This is a genomic window from Pseudomonas sp. 22189, from assembly GCF_052045635.1.
Taxonomy (GTDB): domain Bacteria; phylum Pseudomonadota; class Gammaproteobacteria; order Pseudomonadales; family Pseudomonadaceae; genus Aquipseudomonas; species Aquipseudomonas parakoreensis.
On record NZ_JBQEPG010000028.1, the window covers coordinates 34,954 to 55,114 of the forward strand.

Here is a 20,161-nt window from a genome sequence, read left to right on the forward strand (position 1 = left end):
ATCTGCGGGGTGAACTCAACCCCTGTAGGAGCTGCCGCAGGCTGCGATCTTTTGCTCTTGATTGTTAAAAACAACATCAAAAGATCGCAGCCTGCGGCAGCTCCTACATGGGATTGTGTGTAACTCAGGCAGCGGGCTGGTCGAGCTCCAGGCCAACGCCCAGGCGGCGGCCCATGCACGGCCAGCGCTTCCATGCGGCACCGGTGTCCGGGCTGCTCAGTTTGTCGCGGTAGGCTTCTACCGATTCCAGCGCAAAACTCTCGTCGTCGAGCATCTCGTCGATGGTGTGATGCACGACTTCATCCAGTTGATTGGCAAATTCCTCACCGAGCAGCTGGTGAGCAATCAGGTTGGCGACCGTCATGTCCAAGGGGATCAGTGGCTGGCCGAGGTGTTTGATGTACAGGTCGTTGACCTCTTCGACAAAGCGGTGCGCCAGATAGGCTTCGTCCAGCAGGCTGTCCAGACCGACCGGCGGCTGGAGGAAGTACTGCTCGGCGATTTTCAGCACCGGTTTGATCTGCGACTCGATTCCCGCTTCCCTGGCAACTTCATTGGCTGCGTCCAGCATGTCTGGTACTTCATCGATATAGGCGGTGACAAAACTCGTCAACGCGTCTTCGCGGTTAGCGTCCGGCAACTGAATGGCCGAATGCAGATGAGGCAACTTGGCTTCCAGCTGACGCTTGAGCCGTCCGGTTTCGTTTTCGGTCTGTCGGGCTTTTTGGATCTGCTCGCGCAATGCGGCGGTGTTCATGAAAACTCCAGGGAACAAGGCAATGAAATAGGGAAGACATAACTTAGCTGGCTTACGAAAAATGCTAAGACGCATTTGTCATAATTATTTCATCCTTGATGCAGCAGCGTTATATCGGTTCGCCACCACTCGTCTGCATCCTTCTCCATTCGTGCCCTTTAGCGCAAGTCCCGGCTGTTTCAGAACATTAACGCCACGACATTGCAATTTCCGGCGGCTGTCTATACTCGCCATTGAATGGAGTTAGCTGATGACGCCCGACTGCCCACGCAGCAAGGCCCGGCGATTCAAGTTCGTAGTCTGATGCAGCCGCTCCCTTGCCGAAGGCGTTGCGCCTACGGGATAACAAGAACGATAAGGGGAACCCGCAATGATGCGACATCCACACGTCTGGATGGGCCTCCTGTTGTGGTCGATTTTCAGCCCGGCCCAGGCGGCCTGGACTGTGAATATGGCGCCTGGAGCGACTGAAATCAGTCACGCAGTATTCGACCTGCACATGACCATTTTCTGGATCTGTGTGGTGATCGGGATCATCGTCTTCGGTGCCATGTTCTGGTCGATGATCGTGCATCGCCGCTCGACCGGGCAGGTCGCCGCAAAATTCCACGAAAGCACCACCGTTGAAATTCTCTGGACTGTCGTGCCGCTGCTGATCCTGGTGGCGATGGCCGTTCCGGCGACCGCCACCCTGATCCGCATGTACGACACCAGTGAGCCGGATATCGATATACAGATCACCGGTTATCAATGGAAGTGGCACTACAAATACCTGGGTCAGGACGTCGAATTCTTCAGCAACCTGGCCACCCCCGCCGAACAGATTCACAACAAGGAAGCCAAGGGCGAGCACTACCTGCTCGAAGTCGACAAGCCGCTGGTGTTGCCGGTCGGCGCCAAGGTGCGCTTCCTCGTGACTTCCGCCGACGTCATCCACTCGTGGTGGGTGCCGGCGTTCGCGGTCAAGCGCGATGCGATTCCGGGGTTCGTCAACGAGGCCTGGACGCGCATCGACAAGCCCGGCCTCTACCGTGGCCAGTGCGCCGAGTTGTGCGGCAAGGACCACGGCTTCATGCCGATCGTGGTCGACGTCAAGGAGAAGGCCGACTACGACAAGTGGCTCGCCGAGCGCAAAGCCGAAGCCGCGCAGCTCAAGGAGCTGACCAGCAAGGAATGGACGCTGGACGAACTCAAGGAACGTGGCGACAAGATCTATCACACCACCTGCGTCGCCTGTCACCAGGCCGAAGGCCAGGGCCTGCCGCCGATGTTCCCGGCGCTCAAGGGCTCGCCGATTGCCACCGGGCCCAAAGCCGATCACCTGCACCGCGTGTACTTCGGCAAGCCGGGCACCGCCATGGCCGCATTCGGCAAGCAGTTGTCGGAAGTCGATATCGCAGCGGTCGTGACCTACGAACGTAACGCCTGGGGCAACAACAAAGGCGACATGGTCACACCAAAAGAAGTGCTTGAGCTCAAACAGGCGGAAAGCAAATGAGTCGGTCCATTGCGTACTTCGTCAATCGGTCGGGGCAGCGCGCCCCGGCCCGCCCAGTCCACTCACGTAAAGGAGACCGGCCATGAGCGCTGTCATCGATGACCACGGTCACGCCGACCACGCCCACGGCCCCGCCAAAGGCCTGATGCGCTGGGTGCTGACCACCAACCACAAGGACATCGGCACGCTGTATCTGTGGTTTGCCTTCTGCATGTTCCTGCTCGGCGGCACGTTCGCCATGGTGATCCGCGCCGAGCTGTTCCAGCCCGGGCTGCAGATCGTCGAACCGGCGTTCTTCAACCAGATGACCACCATGCACGGTCTGGTGATGGTCTTCGGCGCGGTGATGCCAGCGTTCGTCGGCCTCGCCAACTGGATGATCCCGTTGATGATCGGCGCGCCGGACATGGCCCTGCCACGGATGAACAACTTCAGCTTCTGGCTGCTGCCGGCGGCGTTCCTGCTGCTGGTCTCGACCCTGTTTACCGCCGGTGGCGGGCCGAACTTCGGCTGGACGTTCTATGCGCCGCTGTCCACCACCTACGCGCCGGAAAGCGTCACCTACTTCATCTTCGCCATCCACTTGATGGGGATCAGTTCGATCATGGGCGCGATCAACGTGATCGCCACCATCCTCAACCTGCGCGCCCCCGGCATGACCCTGATGAAAATGCCGTTGTTCGTCTGGACCTGGCTGATCACCGCGTTCCTGCTGATCGCGGTGATGCCGGTGCTGGCCGGGTGCGTGACGATGATGCTGATGGACATCCACTTCGGCACCAGTTTCTTCAGTGCCGCCGGTGGCGGTGACCCGGTGCTGTTCCAGCACGTGTTCTGGTTCTTCGGGCATCCCGAGGTGTACATCATGATCCTGCCGGCCTTCGGTGCCGTCAGCCAGATCATCCCGACCTTCTCGCGCAAGCCGCTGTTCGGCTACACCTCGATGGTCTACGCCACGGCGAGCATCGCGTTCCTGTCGTTCATCGTCTGGGCGCACCACATGTTCGTGGTCGGCATCCCGCTGGTGGGCGAACTGTTCTTCATGTACGCGACCATGCTCATCGCCGTCCCGACAGGGGTGAAGGTGTTCAACTGGGCCAGCACCATGTGGCAAGGCTCGCTGACCTTCGAGACACCGATGCTGTTCGCCGTGGCGTTCGTGATCCTGTTCTCGATCGGCGGTTTCTCCGGGCTGATGCTCGCTATCGCCCCGGCGGACTTCCAGTACCAGGACACCTACTTCGTGGTCGCGCACTTCCACTACGTGCTGGTGCCGGGGGCGATTTTCGGCATCTTCGCCTCGGCCTATTACTGGCTGCCGAAGTGGACCGGGCACATGTACGACGAAACCCTCGGCAAGCTGCATTTCTGGCTGTCATTCGTCGGCATGAACCTGACCTTCTTCCCGATGCACTTCGTGGGACTGGCGGGAATGCCGCGACGGATTCCGGACTACAACCTGCAGTTCGCCGACTTCAACATGGTCTCGTCGATCGGCGCGTTCATGTTCGGTGCCACGCAGATCTTCTTCCTGTTCATCGTGATCAAGACCATTCGTGGCGGCGCGCCAGCCCCGGCCAAACCGTGGGACGGCGCCGAAGGCCTGGAGTGGAGCGTGCCGTCGCCGGCGCCGTATCACACCTTTACCACGCCGCCGGAAGTGAAATGAAACGCTCCTCTGTTAACGCGACCCCTGTGGCGAGGGAGCTTGCTCCCGCTTGGGTGCNTGGGGCTGCTGCGCAACCCAGCGGGAGCAAGCTCCCTCGCCACAAAGGCTCACCCGCACCTTCGAGGGAGGCATGACTCATGGCTGACTCGATCTCGATGAAAAAACTGGTCACCCGCCTGCTCGGCGTGGTGGTGGCGATGTTTGTCTTCGGCTTTGCCCTGGTGCCGATCTACGACGTGATGTGCAAGGCCTTCGGCATCAACGGCAAGACCGCCGGGCAGTACGAGGGCGAGCAGGTGGTGGATCAGTCACGCCAGGTGCGCGTGCAGTTTCTGTCGACCAACAACATCGACATGCCGTGGGAGTTCTACCCCAAACACGATGAGTTGACCGCCAACCCCGGTGCGGTCAACGAGATGATTTTCGTCGCGCGCAATCCCACCGACAAACCGATGAGTGCGCAAGCCGTGCCGAGCATCGCGCCGAGCAATGCGGCGGCGTATTTCCACAAGACCGAATGCTTTTGCTTTACCCAGCAGGTGCTGCAGCCCGGTCAGCAGATCGAAATGCCGGTGCGTTTCATCGTTGACCGCGACATGCCCAAGGACGTGAAGCACCTGACGCTGTCCTACACGCTGTTCGATATCACCGCCCGACATCCTCCGGTGGCTGCAAACACTGGCGGTTAAGCGTGCCCGATAAGGAGAACAATAAATGGCAACTCATGAGCACTATTACGTCCCGGCCCAGAGCAAATGGCCGATCGTCGCCACGGTGGGGATGTTCGTCACCGTGTACGGTCTGGCGACCTGGTTCAACGATCTGAAGGCCGCGCGCCCTGAATCCCACGGGCCACTGATCTTTTTCGTCGGCGGACTGTTGCTGGCGTACATGCTGTTCGGCTGGTTCGGCGCGGTGATCAAGGAAAGTCGCGCCGGGCTGTACAGCCCGCAGCTCGATCGCTCGTTCCGCTGGGGCATGAGTTGGTTCATCTTTTCCGAGGCGATGTTCTTCATCGCCTTCTTCGGTGCGCTGTTCTACGTGCGGCATATTTCCGGCCCGGCGCTGGGGGGCGAAGGGCCGAAAGGCATCGCCCACATGCTCTGGCCGAACTTCCAGTTCACCTGGCCGCTACTGCACACGCCTGACCCGAAACTGTTCCCGCCGCCCAAAGAAGTCATCAGCCCGTGGGGCCTGCCGCTGATCAACACGATTCTGCTGGTCAGCTCCAGTGTGACCATCACCATCGCCCACCATGCCTTGAAGAAGGGCCATCGCGGCGCGCTGAAAATCTGGCTGGCGATCACCGTGCTGCTGGGCTGCGGCTTCCTTGCCTTGCAGGCCGAGGAATACATGCACGCCTACCACGAACTGGGCCTGACCCTGGGTTCGGGCATCTACGGCGCGACGTTCTTCATGCTCACCGGTTTCCACGGTGCCCACGTGACCATCGGCACGATCATTCTGTTCGTGATGCTGATGCGCATCATGAAGGGCCATTTCGATGCCGAGCATCAGTTCGGCTTCGAGGCGGCGAGCTGGTACTGGCACTTCGTCGATGTGGTGTGGATCGGCTTGTTCATCTTCGTTTATGTGCTTTGAGCACTGATCACCAAGGCGCGTGCGACACCAGTTGGCCGCTGTAGAAGCCCCAGGCAATCAAGCCGACGGTGGCAGCGGCCAGGGCCACCCGAACACTCAAGGCGATTACCAGACGATTGGAGCTGCTGTCGTCCTTGACCAGGAAAAACAGGCCGCTGAACAGGCTGATCACCGTGGCAATCAGCAGCACGACAATGGCTGCTTTGAGCATGGGAAGAACTCCGGGGGACAGGCGATGCAGTTGAGTATAGCGAGCGCGACGACTGACTTTGTGGCGCGGCCATGAAGCGCTTTCGCCCGGGCGTGATACCGACCGTGGTGGTGGCGCTGTTGCTGCCGTTGCTGGTGTCGCTGGGTTTCTGGCAGCTCGGTAGGGGCGCGGAGAAAACCGCCCTGCTCGCCAGTTACGCCGAACGCCGTGCGGCCGAGCCGATGGCCAGCAGCGAATTGCTGCACAGCGCCGACCCGGCCTTTCGCCGCGTTCATCTATATGGTCAGTTCGATAGCGCTCACAGCCTGCTGCTGGACAACCGTCAGCGTAACGGCAAGGTTGGCATCGAGTTGCTGCAACCGTTTCAGGATCGGGCCAGCGGCCTGTGGCTGCTGGTCAATCGCGGCTGGCTGGCTTGGCCGGACCGCCGCATTACCCCGCAATTCAAAACCCCGGCCGATGCCGTGAATATCGATGCCTGGGTGTACGTCGCCCCCGGCGCGACCTTCCAGTTGCACGCCGACCCCGCCAGCAGCACCTGGCCGCAAACCGTCACCGCCGTCGAGCCGGCCAAGCTGTGGAAAACCCTCGAACGCGACGGCTTCGCCTACGAACTTCGCGCCGAACCTGGTCCTGCCAGTTACGAGGCCGACTGGCCGGTGGTGGCCATGGGTCCGGAAAAACACCTTGGATACGCCGTGCAGTGGTTCGCCATGGCCACCGCCCTGCTCGGTCTCTACCTCTACCTTGGATTGCACAACGCAAAGGAGAACCACCATGGGAACGGCCATGAATCCACCCAGCATGTCTGAGGCGAAAACCCCGGCCACCCGCCGCCGTGGACGGATCCAGCTGTTGCTGATTGTGCTCGGCGTGGTCGGCCCGATGATTCTCGCCACCGGCATGTACAAATTGCAGTTCTGGGTGCCGGAAGGTCGCAGCTATCACGGCGAACTGATCGGCAACGGCCAGACCCGCGCCGACCTCGGCGTGCAGGCCGATGAGCAACGCTGGCAGATGTTAGTGACCGCGCCGAAAGATTGCGCAGTGGACTGTCAGCAACTGGTGTACCTCGCCCGGCAGATTCAGATCGGTCTTGGTCGCGATGCCGGACGTGCCAGCCATGCCCTCGCCGCTGCCCAACCGTTGAGCAGCGACTACGAAGCCAAGCTGAGCCGCGAATACCCGCAACTGCAACGCTACCCGCTGGACACTGCAGCGTTGAGCAAAGCCACTGGCGACAAGGCCGTACCGCAGCTGTGGATCATCGACCCGCACGGCAACCTGGTGCTGCGCTACGACCCGAGCGTGAAGGGCAAGGATCTGCTCAACGACCTGCGCCACCTGCTGAAACTGTCGAACATCGGATAAGGGCATCGTCATGGCCAAACCTGGATTTCGCCTCGCGCTGTTTGCCACCCTGCTGGCACTGATCGTCGTGCTGCTCGGCGCCTACACCCGCCTGACCCACGCCGGCCTGGGCTGTCCGGACTGGCCGGGCTGCTACGGCTTTATCAGCGTGCCGAAAAGCGAAGCCCAACTGGCCCATGCCGAACTGCATTACCCCGACTCGCCGGTGGTGGCGCACAAGGGCTGGAACGAAATGATCCACCGTTACTTCGCCGGGACCCTCGGCCTGCTGATTTCGGTATTGGCCGGGCGCGCCTGGGTCAATCGCCGCCATCCGGGACAGCCGCTGAAGCTGCCGCTGTTTCTGCTGGCAGTGGTGTTCGCGCAAGCGGCATTCGGCATGTGGACGGTGACGCTCAAGCTCTGGCCGCAAGTGGTCACCGGGCATTTGCTCGGCGGTTTTGCGACCTTGAGTCTGCTGTTCCTGCTGACGTTGAGGCTGTCCGGCGTGCTGCCGGCGCTGACCGTGCCCAAGCGCTTGCAGTATTGGGCGACGGCGGGGTTGTTGCTGGTGATCGGCCAGATTGCCCTCGGCGGCTGGGTCAGCTCCAACTACGCGGCGGTGGCCTGCATCGACTTCCCGACCTGCCACGGCCAATGGCTGCCGCCGGCGGACTTTGCCAACGGCTTTCACCTGACCCAGCACATCGGCCCGAACTACCTCGGCGGGCAACTCGACAGCGATGCGCGCACGGCGATTCACCTGACTCACCGTATCGGCGCGCTGTTGGTGACCTTGGTGCTGCTCGGTCTGGCCTGGCAACTCAGGGCCGTCGGCATGACCCGGCTCGCCGGGCTGGTGCTGGTCGCCCTCGGCGCACAGATCACCCTTGGCATCAGCAACGTGTTGTTCCATCTGCCGCTGCCGGTGGCCGTGGCGCACAACGCCGGTGGCGCCGCGCTGCTGCTGACCATGGTGCTGGTCAACTACCACGCGCGCACCAGTCTGGTTCGGGTCAAACAGCCGATGTTGGCGCGCTGGCGTCTGAGCCCGCGTAAACATTCGGCTGCGCCCATCACGATAAAAGGAGAAACGCCATGGCGCTTCTGATCGGCGAACGTCCCGCGCAAGCGCTGTGGCGTGACTATCTGGAGCTGACCAAGCCGAAAGTGGTGGTGCTGATGCTGATCACCTCGCTGGTCGGCATGTTCCTCGCGACCCGCGCCGGGGTGCCATGGACGGTGCTGGTGTTCGGCAACCTGGGGATCGCGCTGTGTGCCGGCGGAGCAGCAGCGGTCAACCATGTGGTGGACCGGCGCATCGACGCGGTGATGGCACGCACGCACAAACGACCGTTGGCCGAGGGCCGGGTTTCACCGGCGGCGGCGCTGACCTTTGCGCTGGTGCTGGCGCTGCTCGGGCAGGCGATGCTGCTGACGTTCACCAATCCGCTGACGGCATGGCTGACACTGGCTTCGCTGCTGGGTTACGCGGTGATCTACACCGGTTTTCTCAAACGCGCGACGCCACAGAACATCGTCATCGGCGGCCTCGCTGGCGCCGCCCCACCGCTACTCGGCTGGACTGCCGCTACCGGCCATGTCAGCGCCGAACCGTTGCTGCTGGTGCTGATCATCTTCGCCTGGACCCCGCCGCACTTCTGGGCGCTGGCAATCCATCGCAAGGAGGAATACGCCAAGGCCGACATCCCGATGCTGCCGGTCACCCACGGCGAGCACTACACCAAGGTGCATATTCTGCTGTACACCTTTGCCCTGCTCGCGGTGAGCCTGCTGCCATACGTAATCCACATGAGCGGCGTGCTCTACCTGATCTGCGCCCTCGCCCTCGGCGCAAGGTTTCTGCAATGGGCCGTGGTGCTGTACCGTGGCACTCGGCCGCACGCGGCGATCAACACCTTCAAGTACTCTATTTATTACTTGTTCCTGTTGTTCATCGCCCTGCTCGTAGACCACTACTTACTGTTGAACCTATGACTCGAACCCAGAAAACCGTCTTCATCCTCGTCGCCGTGATCGCGCTGATCCTGGGACTGACCGTCAACAAAGTACTCAGCGGCAAGGGCCAGGGCGACCCCACCGCGCTGATCGACGCCGGCATTATCCTGCTGCCGCAGAGCCGCACGTTGCCGGGCGTGACCATGACCAATCAGGACGGCCAACCGGTCGCCATCGACGAGTTGAAAGGCAAATGGAGCCTGCTGTTCTTCGGCTACACCTTCTGCCCGGACATCTGCCCGACCACCCTCGCCCAACTGCGCCAGATCAAGAGCGAGTTACCCAAGGATGCTGTGGATAAGTTGCAGATCGTGCTGGTCAGCGTCGATCCGAACCGCGACAACCCGCAGCAGCTGAAGCAGTACCTGGGTTACTTCGATCCACAGTTTGTGGGGCTGACGCCGAAGTCGATCGAAGAGCTGCAGAAAGTCGCGAATGCGGTGAGTATTCCGTTCATTCCGGCCGACACCAGCAAGCCGAATTACACGGTGGATCACAGCGGCAACCTCGCGGTGATCGGCCCGGACGGCACCCAGCGCGGGTTCATCCGGGCGCCGCTGAACAACGCCAAACTGGTGGCGCAGCTGCCAGTAATGCTCAACCGCAAATAATGCAGTGCCTGCAGGGGTAAACATTTCTCTGTAGGAGCTGCCGAAGGCTGCGATCTTTTGCTCTGATCTTCAACAGCAAGATCAAAAGATCGCAGCCTCGTTCCACTCGACAGCTCCTACAGGGGAATTTGCCCCATAAAAAAGGCGATCCCGAGGGATCGCCTTTTTATTGCGCCTGTCCGGTCCTGTATCAGAACGCCGGCAATACCGCGCCTTTGTACTTCTCGGTGATGAATTTCTTCACTTCCGGGCTGTGCAGCGCAGCCGCCAGTTTTTGCATCGCGTCGCTGTCTTTGTTGTCCGCACGGGACACCAGGATGTTCACGTACGGCGAGTCGTTGCCTTCGATCACCAGCGCATCCTTGGACGGATCGAGCTTGGCTTCCAGCGCGTAGTTGGTGTTGATCAGCGCCAGATCGACCTGGGTCAGCACGCGCGGGATGGTCGCGGCTTCCAGTTCACGGATTTTCAGGTCTTTCGGGTTCTGCGCGATGTCTTTCAGGGTCGACAGGATGTTGGTCGGATCCTTCAGGGTGATCAGGCCGGCCTTGGCCAGCAGCAACAGCGCGCGGCCGCCGTTGGTGGCGTCGTTCGGAATCACCACGTTGGCGCCGCTTGGCAGGTCCTTCAGATCCTTGATCTTGTTCGAGTAGGCGCCCAGCGGCTCCAGATGCACGCCGGTCACCGCCACCAGGCTGGTGCCCTTGGCCTTGTTGAACTCATCGAGGTACGGCTGGTGCTGGAAAAAGTTGGCGTCCAGGCGCTTCTCGGCCACCTGTACGTTCGGCTGAATGTAGTCGGTGAAGACCTTGACCTTCAGATCCACGCCTTCCTTGGCCAGGGCCGGCTTCACGAATTCGAGGATTTCCGCGTGCGGCACCGGGGTGGCGGCAACGGTCAGGGTTTCAGCGTGGGCCGAAAAAGCGGCTACGGCAGCGAAAGCAGCGATCAGTTTTTTCATTCAGCTAACTCCTTTTCAAAGCGCCCGTGTGGCGCCTGCCAGCGAATGGCCGGCTCATCTCTTGATTACAAAAACCGGTTATTTGCGCGAGAAATGCACGACCAGACGGTCGCCCACCATTTGCAGCACTTGTACCAGAATCAGCAGCAACACCACGGTGACGATCATCACGTCAGTCTGGAAACGCTGGTAGCCGAAACGGATCGCCAGGTCACCCAGACCACCGGCGCCGACCACACCGGCCATTGCCGTGTAGGACACCAGAGTAATCGCGGTCACCGTAATCGCGGCGAAGATGCCTGGACGGGCCTCCGGCAGCAAGGCGTTCATGATGATCTGCCGGGTGGTCGCCCCCATCGATTGAGTGGCTTCGATGATGCCGCGATCGACTTCACGCAGCGCGGTTTCCACCAGACGCGCGAAAAACGGAGTCGCACCCACCACCAGCGGCGGAATCGCACCGGCCACGCCCAGCGAAGTGCCGGTGATCAGCACGGTGAACGGAATCATCACGATCAGCAGAATGATGAACGGCAGCGAACGCAGGATGTTCACCGCCAACGACATGAAGGCGTAGAAGCCACGGTTTTCCAGCAACTGACGCGGGCTGCAGAGGAACAGCAGCACGCCCAGCGGCAGGCCGAGCAATACGGTGAACAGCAGCGAACCACCGAGCATCAGCAGGGTGTCGCCCGTGGCCAGCCAGATTTCCAGCCAATCGATGTTTTCGAAGAAAGCCTTAAGCATTTCCATTAACGCAGCACCTCCATATGAACGTCAGCGGCGGTGAAGCGGGCGAAAGCCGCTTCCATGTCGCCACCGGTGACGGCGAGGGTCAATTGCCCGTAAGGAATGTCTTTGATGCGGTCGATGCGACCGGCGAGGATGCTGTAGTCGACCCCGGTTTCCCGGGCAACGGTACCGAGCAACGGCGCGTAGGTCGCTTCGCCCTGGAAGGTCAGACGCACAATGCGACCCGGCACGTGAGCGAAGTCGTCGCGCTGTTCGCTTTCGTCGATCTGCTCGCTTTCCTGGACGAAACGCTTGGTGGTCGGGTGCTGCGGATGCAGGAACACATCGGCCACCGAGCCTTGCTCGACGATCACCCCGGCGTCCATCACTGCCACCTGATCGCAGACCCGACGGATCACATCCATCTCGTGGGTGATCAGGACGATGGTCAGCTTCAGTTCACGATTGATCTCGGCCAGCAGTTGCAGAACCGACGCGGTGGTCTGCGGGTCGAGGGCGCTGGTGGCCTCGTCGCACAGCAGAATCTTCGGCTTGGTCGCCAGAGCGCGGGCGATGCCGACGCGCTGCTTCTGGCCGCCGGACAACTGCGCCGGGTACTTCTTGGCGTGATCAGACAGACCGACCCGCGCCAGCAGCTCGGCGACGCGTTGATTGATTTCACTGCTCGACAGTTCGCCGGCCAGGGTCAGCGGCAGCGCAACGTTGTCGGCCACGGTCTTGGAGGCGAGCAGGTTGAAGTGCTGGAAGATCATCCCGACTTGCTGGCGGAATCGGCGCAGGCCGTTGGCGTCCAGCGCGGTGACTTCTTCGCCGTCGACGATGATCTTGCCGCCGCTGGAATCTTCCAGGCGATTGATCAGACGCAGCAGGGTACTTTTTCCCGCACCGGAATGGCCGATCAGGCCGAAGACCTGACCGTTTTCAATCGAAAGACTGGTCGGGTGCAGGGCGGGGATGTCCTTACCGGCGACGCGGTAAGTTTTGTGGACGTTTTGAAACTCGATCACGTAGCGAACCTTGTGGGGCGCGTTAGAAAAGGATCAGCGGTTAGCCGGGCGCGCATTTTAGCCTGTCCGTATAGAGGTTCTTAGCATTTATTTCGCAATTAACCTTCGATTTGGCAATAACAAGATCAAAGGTCATAAAAAAGGAACGCTCGTTCCTGCTCATTGGTCACTAGTTCAGCGACTTGAAACCCTGGGTAACCGTGCCCGGAAACGCTCAAGAGTCCCCGTGGAAACGGGGTCAACCGAGGAGTTTACGTCTGATGAGCAGCAAGAAACCTACCACCGACAAAAGCCAGCTGGCCGGAACCGATACCAAGGATCGCGCCAACACCAACGCCAAACTCGACAGCCTGGAGAAGTTTCGCTCCGACGCTACCGGCCAGGCCCTGCGCACCAATCAGGGGGTGAAGGTCGCCGATAACCAGAATACCCTCAAGGCCGGACCGCGCGGGCCGTCGTTGCTGGAAGACTTCATCATGCGTGAGAAAATCACGCACTTTGACCACGAACGCATTCCGGAGCGCATCGTCCATGCCCGCGGTACGGGCGCTCACGGTTTCTTTCAGGCCTACGAGAACCATTCGGCGCTGACCAAGGCCGGTTTCCTGCAGGACCCGGGGAAAAAGACTCCGGTGTTCGTGCGCTTTTCCACGGTGCAGGGGCCGCGTGGTTCCGGCGATACCGTGCGTGACGTGCGCGGTTTCGCGGTGAAATTCTTCACCGACGAAGGCAACTTCGACCTGGTCGGCAACAACATGCCGGTGTTCTTCATTCAGGACGCGATCAAGTTTCCCGACTTCGTCCACGCGGTGAAACCCGAGCCGCACAATGAGATCCCGACCGGCGGCTCGGCCCACGACACGTTCTGGGACTTTGTCTCGCTGGTGCCGGAATCGGCGCACATGGTGATCTGGGCCATGTCCGACCGGGCGATTCCGAAAAGCCTGCGCAGCATGCAGGGCTTTGGCGTGCACACCTTCCGCCTGATCAATGCCGAGGGCAAATCGCGCTTCGTCAAATTCCACTGGCGCCCGACCGCCGGCACCTGCTCACTGGTGTGGGACGAGGCGCAGAAGCTCGCCGGTAAAGACACCGACTACCACCGTCGCGATCTGTGGGAAGCCATCGAGATGGGCGACTACCCGGAATGGGAGCTGGGCGTACAGATCATCGAGGAGGAAAACGAACACGACTTCGATTTCGACATTCTCGACCCGACCAAGCTGATCCCCGAAGAAATCGTGCCGATCACCCCGCTGGGCAAGATGACCCTGAACCGCAACCCGGACAACTTCTTCGCCGAGACCGAGCAGGTCGCGTTTTGCCCCGGCCACATCGTGCCCGGCATCGACTTCTCCAATGACCCACTGCTGCAAGGCCGGCTGTTTTCCTACACCGACACGCAAATCAGCCGACTGGGTGGGCCGAACTTTCATGAGTTGCCGATCAACCGCCCGGTGGCACCGTTCCACAACGGCCAGCGCGATGCCCAACACCGCACGGTGATCGACAAGGGGCGCGCGTCCTACGAGCCGAACTCGATTGATGGCGGCTGGCCAAAGGAAACCCCACCGGCGGCTAAAGACGGCGGCTTCGAGAGTTACCCGGAACGCATCGATGCGAACAAGATCCGCCAGCGCAGCGAGTCGTTCAGCGATCACTTCTCGCAAGCGCGGCTGTTCTTCAACAGCATGAGTGAGCACGAGAAGGAGCACATCATTGCCGCCTACAGCTTCGAGCTGGGCAAGGTCGAACGCGAGTTCATCCGTGCACGGCAGGTGAATGAGATTCTCGCCAACATTGACCTGGAATTGGCCAAGCGCGTGGCGGCCAACCTCGGGTTACCGGCGCCGAGCAAAGGCACGGTCGAGGTGCGCAAGACTTCGTTCGATCATTCGCCGGCGCTGAGCCAGGCGAATCTGCTGCCAGAGGACATCAAAACTCGGAAAGTGGCGATTCTTGCCGCTAACGGCGTCGATGGTGCGGCGATCGATGCGATGAAGAAGGCCTTGGCTGCACAAGGTGCGCACGCCAAGCTGCTCGGCCCGACGTCGGCACCGGTGAAGACTGCCGACGGCAAAGCCCTGCCAGTGGACGCCTCCATGGAAGGCATGCCTTCAGTGATCTTCGATGCGGTGTTCGTGCCGGGTGGCGCGGCGTCGATCAAGGCGTTGAGCGCTGATGGCGTGGCGCTGCACTACCTGCTGGAGGCGTACAAGCACCTGAAGGCGATTGCGCTGCACGGCGATGCCAAACAGTTGCAGGATCTGCTGAAGCTGGAGGCGGATGCAGGGTTGCTGCAGGGCAAGGATGTGCCGGGATTGACCAAGCCGTTCTTTGCGGCGATCGGGCAGCATCGGGTTTGGGCGCGGGAGCCTAAGGCCAAGGCCATTCCAGCCTAAAGCAAAAGATCGCAGCCTTCGGCAGCTCCTACAGGGTTTACTTGCACCTGTAGGAGCTGCCGGAGGCTGCGATCTTTTAGGGTTTGGCTGGAATCAAGACCATCTGCGCCGGCACGGTGCGCAGGATCTGTTTCTCAATCTTCAGCTCGAAATCCGGATTCAATTTCTTCACACGTTTTTTCAGCAACGTCGCCAGCCAAGGGTAATCCTGGGTCCGCGGCGCCTGAATGCTCACAGCACACTCGTAATTCACCACATCGGCGGCGATCGCATCCAGTTGCCGGCGAAATTTGCGGCTGTCGTTGATGTTCAGTGCAACCGTCGTGCTTTCCGCCGTCGGGTCGATGACCTTGGCTTTCGGTTTGGCCTCGGCCGCCAGCAGCGCCGCTTCGGCTTTTTCCAGCTCGGCTTTGCGCGCTTCGGTGATGGCGCCATTGACGCCACCGGTCAGTGCCGGGGCTTTGGGCATCAGGGCGCGGGCGCGGCTCAGCGCGGTGGCTGCCGCATTCACATCACCTTTCTGCAATACGATCTGGCTGCGGCGCAAGTAGGCTTCGGCCAGCTGGCGCTGGTATTGCTCCAGGGACTGATCGTTGGGGTTCTGTATTTGCAAGGCGGCCAATTGGTCTTCGGCGGTGGCCAGTTCGCTGCTGGCCAGGCTTTGCTCCAGCTGTGCGATGGCCGTGGCCCGCGCGTCGGGGGCTTCGGCCACCGGCGGCGTGCTTTGGCAGGCGCCCAGCAGCACGGAAAATGCGACAAGGAGCAGATAACGGGAGGCGAACGGCTTCATTCCTGCGACTCTCTAATTGCGCAAAAAGCGAGCAAGTCTACACCCCTCGACGGGGCAGAACAAAACTCAGCAGAAACAGTGCGGCCGCCGTCACAACGATGGACGGCCCCGCCGGGGTGTCCTTGAACCATGACAGCGCCAGCCCGCCACACACCGCGAGCATGCCCAGCAGGCTCGCGCCCAGCGCCATCTGCTCCGGCGAACGGGCGTGACGCTGTGCCGCAGCCGCCGGGATGATCAGCAGCGAAGTAATCAGCAACACACCGACGATTTTCATCGCCACCGCGATCACCACCGCAATCAACAGCATCAGCGCCATGCGCAGGCCCGCCACTGGCAGGCCTTCGACTCTGGCCAATTCTTCATGCACGGTGATCGCCAGCAGCGGTCGCCACAGCGTCACCAACAACACCAGCACTGCCGCGCTGCCGCCGAGGATCCACGCCAGGTCGGTCGGACTGATCGCCAGCAGGTCGCCGAACAGATAGGCCATCAGGTCGATCCGCACTTCATGCATGAAGCTTAGTACCACCAGACCAAGAGAGAGCGTGCTCGGTGCAAGAATCCCCAACAGCGTGTCGGAGGCCAGCGGTTGACGCTGCTGCAAGGTCACCAGCAACACTGCCAGCAGCAGGCAGCCGACGGTCACCGCGACCGTCGGGCTGACATCCAGCAGAAAGCCCAGCGCCACGCCCAGCAACGCGGCGTGGGACAGGGTGTCGCCGAAGTAGGCCATGCGCCGCCAGACCACAAACGAACCAAGCGGCCCGGCGACCACCGCCAGTGCCAGACCTGCAAGCAGGGCATACAACAGAAAATCAGCCATGCTTGCAGTGGTCTCCGTGAACATGGGTGTGGCCCGCACCGGGCGCCTTGACCACCGAACCGTGCAGGTCATGGGCGTGGTCGTGATGGTGGTGATAGATCGCCAGGCTCGGCGCATTTTTGCCGAACAGCTCGACGAACGCCGGATCGCCGCTTACCTGCTCGGGGTGCCCGGAGCAGCAGACGTGGCGATTCAGACACACCACCTGATCAGTGGTGCTCATCACCAGATGCAGATCGTGGGACACCATCAGCACGCCGCAACCGTGACGGTCGCGCAGGCGGGTGATCAGGCTGTACAGCTCGGCCTGTCCGGCGACATCGACGCCCTGCACCGGCTCATCCAGCACCAACAGCTCCGGCTCGCGCAGCAGCGCCCGGGCCAGCAGCACGCGCTGCATTTCACCGCCGGAAACGCTTTGCACCGGGCTGTCGATGACGTGTTCGGCGCCGACTTCTTTCAGCGCCGCCAACGCGCGCGGGCGGTCTACACCGGGCACCAGGCGCAGGAAGCGCAGCACCGACAGCGGCAAGGTCGGGTCGACGTGCAGCTTTTGCGGCATGTAGCCAACGCGCAGTTTCGGCTTGCGCCAGACGCTGCCGCTGTCCGGCTTCAGCAGCCCGAGTACGGCGCGCACCAGGGTGGTCTTGCCGGCGCCGTTGGGGCCGATCAGGGTGACGATCTGCCCCGGCTCGACGCTCAGCTCGATGTTGTCGAGCACGGTCTGCCCGGCAAACGTGACAGCAACGTGCTGAAGACGGATCAACGGGTTGCTCATCAAGCCCCCTGGCAACCGGCGCACAGGCCGACCACTTCGACGGTCTGCGCTTCGACAATGAACCCGACATCTTTGGCGCTGTGGATAATCGCGTCGCTGATGGCTTTCTGTTCCAGCTCGATCGCGGCGTGGCACTCGCGGCAGATCAGGAACTGGCCCTGATGCGCATGCTCCGGATGCACACAGCCAACGAAGGCGTTGAGTGAAGAGATGCGGTGCACCAAACCGTTTTCCAGCAGGAAATCCAGCGCGCGGTAAACGGTTGGCGGCGCGGCGCGACGGCCGTCCTGCTCGCTCAGTACCGCGAGAATGTCATAAGCGCCCAGTGGCTTGTGGCTCTGCCACACCAGTTCCAGCACCCGCCGGCGCAGCGCAGTCAGGCGCAGGCCTTTCTGGGCGCACAAGGTATCGGCCTCGGTCAGTGCGCTGTGCACGCAATGAGAGTGGTCGTGGGGACGGCTGGCAATCGGTGTAATAGGCATGGGCGGCGACGAGTTTTGATAGAGACGTTATTATGTTACCCGTTCTCGCCTCCTTGAGTGGTCATCGTGTCCCGACTTTTTTCTGTTTTTGTGGCTTTTGTCGCCAGTTTTCTGCTGATCGGTTCGGCTCAGGCCGAGGTCAAGGTTCTCACCAGCATCAAACCGTTGCAGTTGATCGCTGCAGCGGTCCAGGACGGTGTGGCCATCCCGGAAGTGCTGCTGCCACCGGGTGCCTCGCCGCATAACTACGCACTACGCCCGTCCGACGTGCGCAAGGTGCAATCGGTGGACCTGCTGTACTGGATCGGCCCGGATATGGAAGGTTTCCTGCCGCGTGTGCTCAACGGTCGAACGCTGCCAAGCGTGGCCGTGCAGGATCTGCCGGGTATGAAACTGCGCCGCTTCGCCGAAGACAGCCACTCCCACGCCGAAGACGCCGACGAGCATGATCACGATCATCGTCCGGGTACGCTGGACGCGCATTTGTGGCTATCGCCGGTCAACGCCCGAGTCATTGCCGGGAAAATGGCTGCCGACCTCAGCGCTGCCGATCCGGCCAACGCCGAACGCTATCAGCGCAACGCCAAGGCCTTCGCTGAGCGTCTCGATGCGTTGGACGCGCGGCTGAAGCAGCGTCTGGCCAGCGTTGAACGCAAGCCGTATTTCGTATTCCACGAAGCCTTCGACTATTTCGAAGATGCTTACGGCCTGAAACACACTGGCGTGTTCAGCGTGGCCGCCGAAGTACAACCGGGCGCGCAACATGTCGCCGCGATGCGCAAACGCCTGCAGGAAGTGGGCAAGACCTGTGTGTTCAGCGAACCGCCACTGCGTCCACGCCTGGCGGAAACCCTGGTGGCGGGCCTGCCGGTGAAGCTGGCGGAGCTGGATGCGCTGGGCGGCTATACGCCAGCGACCGCTCAGGGGTATGAGCAGGTGCTGGAGAAGTTGGGCAACGATTTGGCCGACTGCCTGGAATCGTTGTAACCCCAAAGCAAAAGATCGCAGCCTTCGGCAGCTCCTACAGGGTTTACTGTGTAGGAGCTGCCGAAGGCTGCGATCTTTTGATTTTAAAGGGCGAAAGGCAACGGCGTATGAACCTGCTGCCGCTGCGCCAGTCGCTGCTCGAACTCCCGCGGATCGTGAATCAGCACGTCCTGCCCGGCAAACTGCTCGGCGGCGATCAACCGTGACAGCCAGAACCGCACACAGGCCACGCGCAGCATGGTCGGCCAGAGTTCAGCTTCAGCAGCAGTGAACGGACGCAGCGCCGCATAGGCGCCAAGGAATGCGCGGGCACGCGGACCATCAATCAGGCCATCCTCGTCCGAACACCAGTCATTCAAGGCGATCGCCACGTCGTAGAGCATCGGCCCCGAGCAGGCGTTGTAAAAATCGATCAACCCGGTCAGGTGCGTGCCTTCGAACATCGCGTTATCGCGGAACAGGTCGGCGTGAATGTTGGCCCGTGGCAGCGCGAGAATTTTGTCTTTCTGCACGGTGATTTCATCCAGTGCCTTGTGCAGCAGCGCACGCGGCTCGTCGCTCAAGTGCGAGAGGAACTCGTTACCCTCCTCCAGCATCCAGTCCAGGCCACGATCGGTCTTGCGCTTGATCATGCGCTCGCCCTGGGTCGCCAGGTGCAGATGCGCCTGCAACTCGCCGACCTGCGCGCAATGCTGGGCGTTGGCGACCTTGATGTGTTTGCCGGACAGCCGTGGTTGCAGCAGCGCCGGCTTGCCCTTGAGCTCACGCAACGCCACGCCGTCAGTGGTGCGCAGCGCGTAAGGCACCGGCAGATCAGCCTCGTGCAACACGTCGAGCAGGTCGATGAAAAACGGCATTTCCTGCACCGGGCCACGTTCGACCAGGGTCAGGACGAATTCGCCCTGCTCCAGACTGATAAAGAAGTTGGTGTTTTCGCTGCCAGCGGCGATCCCCTGGAAATCAAGCAGACGGCCAAGCCCGTAAGGGGCAAGAAAGGTTTCCAGCTCTGGCCGAGCCAGGGGGGTGAACACAGACATGGTTAAAAACTGCTCAGTTCGGGCGCCGCGATCAAGCGGCGCCGATTAAAAAGTCAGGAATCTTACTTCCAGGTAAAGATTTCCCACGACGGAATCAGCATATCCGGCTGGTCGGAACGGATGTAGTTCACGTCCGAACCATCGGCGCGCACCAGAAAATACGGTTTGCCGCCCTTCGGCGTGACTTTGATCGCATACACGAAGCCACTGCGGCTGTATTCCTGAATGACCTTGTCGCCCTCGGTGTGCGTGTTAATGGTAACTTCCGGCTCCTTCGACGGCGCATCATCCGCCGCCATCGCGGCCAATGGTGAGACAGCAATCAAACCGACCAGCAGCAAGCGATTTAACGTACGCATGATAACCTTGTCCCTTTGTCGTCAACGGTCCCGCTATTCTAGCGCCGGGCCCGCCGAAAAGG

The 20,161-nt window shown here is 61.2% G+C and carries 22 protein-coding genes; 11 read left to right on the top strand and 11 right to left on the bottom strand.

The genetic code is table 11. The features are described 5' to 3' along the window. Positions 1 to 124 precede the first annotated feature (124 nt). Entirely contained in the window at positions 125 to 757 is a 633-nt protein-coding gene (locus ACTJKS_RS23640) for a hypothetical protein (RefSeq protein WP_027610219.1), read from the bottom strand. 370 nt (positions 758 to 1,127) lie between these two features. On the opposite strand from ACTJKS_RS23640, the gene coxB reads away from it, so the two are divergent. From coxB to ACTJKS_RS23660, 4 genes are all read left to right on the top strand, one after another. Further along, positions 1,128 to 2,255, top strand: a complete 1,128-nt coding sequence (gene coxB, locus ACTJKS_RS23645) for a cytochrome c oxidase subunit II (RefSeq protein WP_041074770.1) — start codon at positions 1,128 to 1,130, stop codon at positions 2,253 to 2,255. A gap of 82 nt (positions 2,256 to 2,337) precedes the next feature. Next, complete coding sequence (ctaD, locus tag ACTJKS_RS23650) at positions 2,338 to 3,924, top strand: cytochrome c oxidase subunit I (RefSeq protein ID WP_041074772.1); 1,587 nt, start codon at positions 2,338 to 2,340, stop codon at positions 3,922 to 3,924. A 137-nt stretch (positions 3,925 to 4,061) separates the two neighbouring features. Further along, complete coding sequence (locus ACTJKS_RS23655; protein ID WP_108181272.1) at positions 4,062 to 4,613, top strand: cytochrome c oxidase assembly protein; 552 nt, start codon at positions 4,062 to 4,064, stop codon at positions 4,611 to 4,613. A 25-nt stretch (positions 4,614 to 4,638) separates the two neighbouring features. Continuing rightward, complete coding sequence (locus ACTJKS_RS23660; protein ID WP_108181271.1) at positions 4,639 to 5,526, top strand: cytochrome c oxidase subunit 3; 888 nt, start codon at positions 4,639 to 4,641, stop codon at positions 5,524 to 5,526. Positions 5,527 to 5,533: 7 nt separating this feature from the next. Here ACTJKS_RS23660 and ACTJKS_RS23665 read toward each other — a convergent pair whose 3' ends face one another. Continuing rightward, complete coding sequence (locus ACTJKS_RS23665) at positions 5,534 to 5,737, bottom strand: twin transmembrane helix small protein (RefSeq protein ID WP_041073718.1); 204 nt, start codon at positions 5,735 to 5,737, stop codon at positions 5,534 to 5,536. 71 nt (positions 5,738 to 5,808) lie between these two features. Here ACTJKS_RS23665 and ACTJKS_RS23670 point away from each other — a divergent pair, with 71 nt between their 5' ends. From ACTJKS_RS23670 to ACTJKS_RS23690, 5 genes are read left to right on the top strand one after another with little or no spacing between them, the layout of a single operon-like run. After that, a complete protein-coding gene (locus ACTJKS_RS23670; RefSeq protein ID WP_108181270.1) occupies positions 5,809 to 6,549 on the top strand; it encodes an SURF1 family protein in 741 nt (246 codons plus the stop codon). Next, positions 6,515 to 7,108 carry a hypothetical protein gene (locus tag ACTJKS_RS23675; protein WP_108181269.1) on the top strand — a complete coding sequence of 198 codons (594 nt, stop codon included), beginning with the start codon at positions 6,515 to 6,517 and terminating at the stop codon, positions 7,106 to 7,108. The genes ACTJKS_RS23670 and ACTJKS_RS23675 overlap by 35 nt, the downstream gene beginning before the upstream one ends. Before the next feature lie 10 nt (positions 7,109 to 7,118). Next, the gene (locus tag ACTJKS_RS23680) at positions 7,119 to 8,198 is read left to right on the top strand and encodes a COX15/CtaA family protein (RefSeq protein WP_108181268.1); all 1,080 of its coding nucleotides are present in this window, start codon (positions 7,119 to 7,121) and stop codon (positions 8,196 to 8,198) included. Continuing rightward, positions 8,186 to 9,085, top strand: a complete 900-nt coding sequence (cyoE, locus tag ACTJKS_RS23685; protein WP_047297465.1) for a heme o synthase — start codon at positions 8,186 to 8,188, stop codon at positions 9,083 to 9,085. The genes ACTJKS_RS23680 and cyoE overlap by 13 nt, the downstream gene beginning before the upstream one ends. Further along, positions 9,082 to 9,717 (top strand): SCO family protein, encoded by a 636-nt coding sequence (locus ACTJKS_RS23690; RefSeq protein ID WP_007962772.1) that lies wholly within the window; start codon positions 9,082 to 9,084, stop codon positions 9,715 to 9,717. Before cyoE ends, ACTJKS_RS23690 begins: the two co-directional genes overlap by 4 nt. Before the next feature lie 190 nt (positions 9,718 to 9,907). On the opposite strand, the gene ACTJKS_RS23695 is transcribed toward ACTJKS_RS23690, so the two are convergent. The 3 genes from ACTJKS_RS23695 to ACTJKS_RS23705 all read right to left on the bottom strand — a co-directional run bounded on the left by ACTJKS_RS23695 (position 9,908) and on the right by ACTJKS_RS23705 (position 12,438). Then, a complete protein-coding gene (locus ACTJKS_RS23695; RefSeq protein WP_041073708.1) occupies positions 9,908 to 10,678 on the bottom strand; it encodes a MetQ/NlpA family ABC transporter substrate-binding protein in 771 nt (256 codons plus the stop codon). 78 nt (positions 10,679 to 10,756) lie between these two features. Next, on the bottom strand, positions 10,757 to 11,431 hold the full coding sequence (locus tag ACTJKS_RS23700) for a methionine ABC transporter permease (protein ID WP_041073706.1): 675 nt from the start codon (positions 11,429 to 11,431) through the stop codon (positions 10,757 to 10,759). Then, a complete protein-coding gene (locus ACTJKS_RS23705) occupies positions 11,431 to 12,438 on the bottom strand; it encodes a methionine ABC transporter ATP-binding protein (RefSeq protein WP_027610230.1) in 1,008 nt (335 codons plus the stop codon). The genes ACTJKS_RS23700 and ACTJKS_RS23705 overlap by 1 nt, the downstream gene beginning before the upstream one ends. A gap of 260 nt (positions 12,439 to 12,698) precedes the next feature. On the opposite strand from ACTJKS_RS23705, the gene katE reads away from it, so the two are divergent. After that, a complete protein-coding gene (katE, locus tag ACTJKS_RS23710) occupies positions 12,699 to 14,840 on the top strand; it encodes a catalase HPII (RefSeq protein ID WP_108181266.1) in 2,142 nt (713 codons plus the stop codon). 76 nt (positions 14,841 to 14,916) lie between these two features. On the opposite strand, the gene ACTJKS_RS23715 is transcribed toward katE, so the two are convergent. From ACTJKS_RS23715 to ACTJKS_RS23730, 4 genes are read right to left on the bottom strand one after another with little or no spacing between them, the layout of a single operon-like run. Next, on the bottom strand, positions 14,917 to 15,630 hold the full coding sequence (locus tag ACTJKS_RS23715) for a PA5502 family lipoprotein (protein WP_108181265.1): 714 nt from the start codon (positions 15,628 to 15,630) through the stop codon (positions 14,917 to 14,919). 37 nt (positions 15,631 to 15,667) lie between these two features. Continuing rightward, complete coding sequence (gene znuB / locus ACTJKS_RS23720) at positions 15,668 to 16,456, bottom strand: zinc ABC transporter permease subunit ZnuB (protein ID WP_042556960.1); 789 nt, start codon at positions 16,454 to 16,456, stop codon at positions 15,668 to 15,670. Then, on the bottom strand, positions 16,449 to 17,234 hold the full coding sequence (gene znuC / locus ACTJKS_RS23725) for a zinc ABC transporter ATP-binding protein ZnuC (RefSeq protein WP_041073697.1): 786 nt from the start codon (positions 17,232 to 17,234) through the stop codon (positions 16,449 to 16,451). Before znuC ends, znuB begins: the two co-directional genes overlap by 8 nt. Then, the gene (locus ACTJKS_RS23730) at positions 17,234 to 17,716 is read right to left on the bottom strand and encodes a Fur family transcriptional regulator (protein ID WP_041073695.1); all 483 of its coding nucleotides are present in this window, start codon (positions 17,714 to 17,716) and stop codon (positions 17,234 to 17,236) included. Before ACTJKS_RS23730 ends, znuC begins: the two co-directional genes overlap by 1 nt. Before the next feature lie 66 nt (positions 17,717 to 17,782). On the opposite strand from ACTJKS_RS23730, the gene ACTJKS_RS23735 reads away from it, so the two are divergent. Next, the gene (locus tag ACTJKS_RS23735) at positions 17,783 to 18,703 is read left to right on the top strand and encodes a zinc ABC transporter substrate-binding protein ZnuA (RefSeq protein ID WP_108184350.1); all 921 of its coding nucleotides are present in this window, start codon (positions 17,783 to 17,785) and stop codon (positions 18,701 to 18,703) included. 83 nt (positions 18,704 to 18,786) lie between these two features. On the opposite strand, the gene ACTJKS_RS23740 is transcribed toward ACTJKS_RS23735, so the two are convergent. Then, positions 18,787 to 19,740, bottom strand: coding sequence for a homoserine kinase (locus tag ACTJKS_RS23740; RefSeq protein ID WP_108181264.1), 954 nt, complete (start codon positions 19,738 to 19,740; stop codon positions 18,787 to 18,789). A gap of 62 nt (positions 19,741 to 19,802) precedes the next feature. Further along, the gene (locus ACTJKS_RS23745) at positions 19,803 to 20,099 is read right to left on the bottom strand and encodes a DUF2782 domain-containing protein (protein WP_041073689.1); all 297 of its coding nucleotides are present in this window, start codon (positions 20,097 to 20,099) and stop codon (positions 19,803 to 19,805) included. Positions 20,100 to 20,161: the final 62 nt, after the last annotated feature.

Bases quoted from the DNA above. Each gene is read 5' to 3' on its own strand.
- ACTJKS_RS23670 (WP_108181270.1), top strand. From the start codon at position 5,809: ATGAAGCGCTTTCGCCCGGGCGTGATACCGACCGTGGTGGTGGCGCTG.
- ACTJKS_RS23640 (WP_027610219.1), bottom strand. From the start codon at position 757: ATGAACACCGCCGCATTGCGCGAGCAGATCCAAAAAGCCCGACAGACC.
- ACTJKS_RS23700 (WP_041073706.1), bottom strand. From the start codon at position 11,431: ATGGAAATGCTTAAGGCTTTCTTCGAAAACATCGATTGGCTGGAAATC.
- coxB (WP_041074770.1), top strand. From the start codon at position 1,128: ATGATGCGACATCCACACGTCTGGATGGGCCTCCTGTTGTGGTCGATT.
- ACTJKS_RS23665 (WP_041073718.1), bottom strand. From the start codon at position 5,737: ATGCTCAAAGCAGCCATTGTCGTGCTGCTGATTGCCACGGTGATCAGC.
- ACTJKS_RS23695 (WP_041073708.1), bottom strand. From the start codon at position 10,678: ATGAAAAAACTGATCGCTGCTTTCGCTGCCGTAGCCGCTTTTTCGGCC.
- ACTJKS_RS23730 (WP_041073695.1), bottom strand. From the start codon at position 17,716: ATGCCTATTACACCGATTGCCAGCCGTCCCCACGACCACTCTCATTGC.
- katE (WP_108181266.1), top strand. From the start codon at position 12,699: ATGAGCAGCAAGAAACCTACCACCGACAAAAGCCAGCTGGCCGGAACC.
- ACTJKS_RS23690 (WP_007962772.1), top strand. From the start codon at position 9,082: ATGACTCGAACCCAGAAAACCGTCTTCATCCTCGTCGCCGTGATCGCG.
- ACTJKS_RS23660 (WP_108181271.1), top strand. From the start codon at position 4,639: ATGGCAACTCATGAGCACTATTACGTCCCGGCCCAGAGCAAATGGCCG.
- ACTJKS_RS23680 (WP_108181268.1), top strand. From the start codon at position 7,119: ATGGCCAAACCTGGATTTCGCCTCGCGCTGTTTGCCACCCTGCTGGCA.
- znuC (WP_041073697.1), bottom strand. From the start codon at position 17,234: ATGAGCAACCCGTTGATCCGTCTTCAGCACGTTGCTGTCACGTTTGCC.
- ACTJKS_RS23675 (WP_108181269.1), top strand. From the start codon at position 6,515: ATGGGAACGGCCATGAATCCACCCAGCATGTCTGAGGCGAAAACCCCG.
- ACTJKS_RS23715 (WP_108181265.1), bottom strand. From the start codon at position 15,630: ATGAAGCCGTTCGCCTCCCGTTATCTGCTCCTTGTCGCATTTTCCGTG.
- ctaD (WP_041074772.1), top strand. From the start codon at position 2,338: ATGAGCGCTGTCATCGATGACCACGGTCACGCCGACCACGCCCACGGC.
- ACTJKS_RS23745 (WP_041073689.1), bottom strand. From the start codon at position 20,099: ATGCGTACGTTAAATCGCTTGCTGCTGGTCGGTTTGATTGCTGTCTCA.
- znuB (WP_042556960.1), bottom strand. From the start codon at position 16,456: ATGGCTGATTTTCTGTTGTATGCCCTGCTTGCAGGTCTGGCACTGGCG.
- ACTJKS_RS23740 (WP_108181264.1), bottom strand. From the start codon at position 19,740: ATGTCTGTGTTCACCCCCCTGGCTCGGCCAGAGCTGGAAACCTTTCTT.
- ACTJKS_RS23655 (WP_108181272.1), top strand. From the start codon at position 4,062: ATGGCTGACTCGATCTCGATGAAAAAACTGGTCACCCGCCTGCTCGGC.
- cyoE (WP_047297465.1), top strand. From the start codon at position 8,186: ATGGCGCTTCTGATCGGCGAACGTCCCGCGCAAGCGCTGTGGCGTGAC.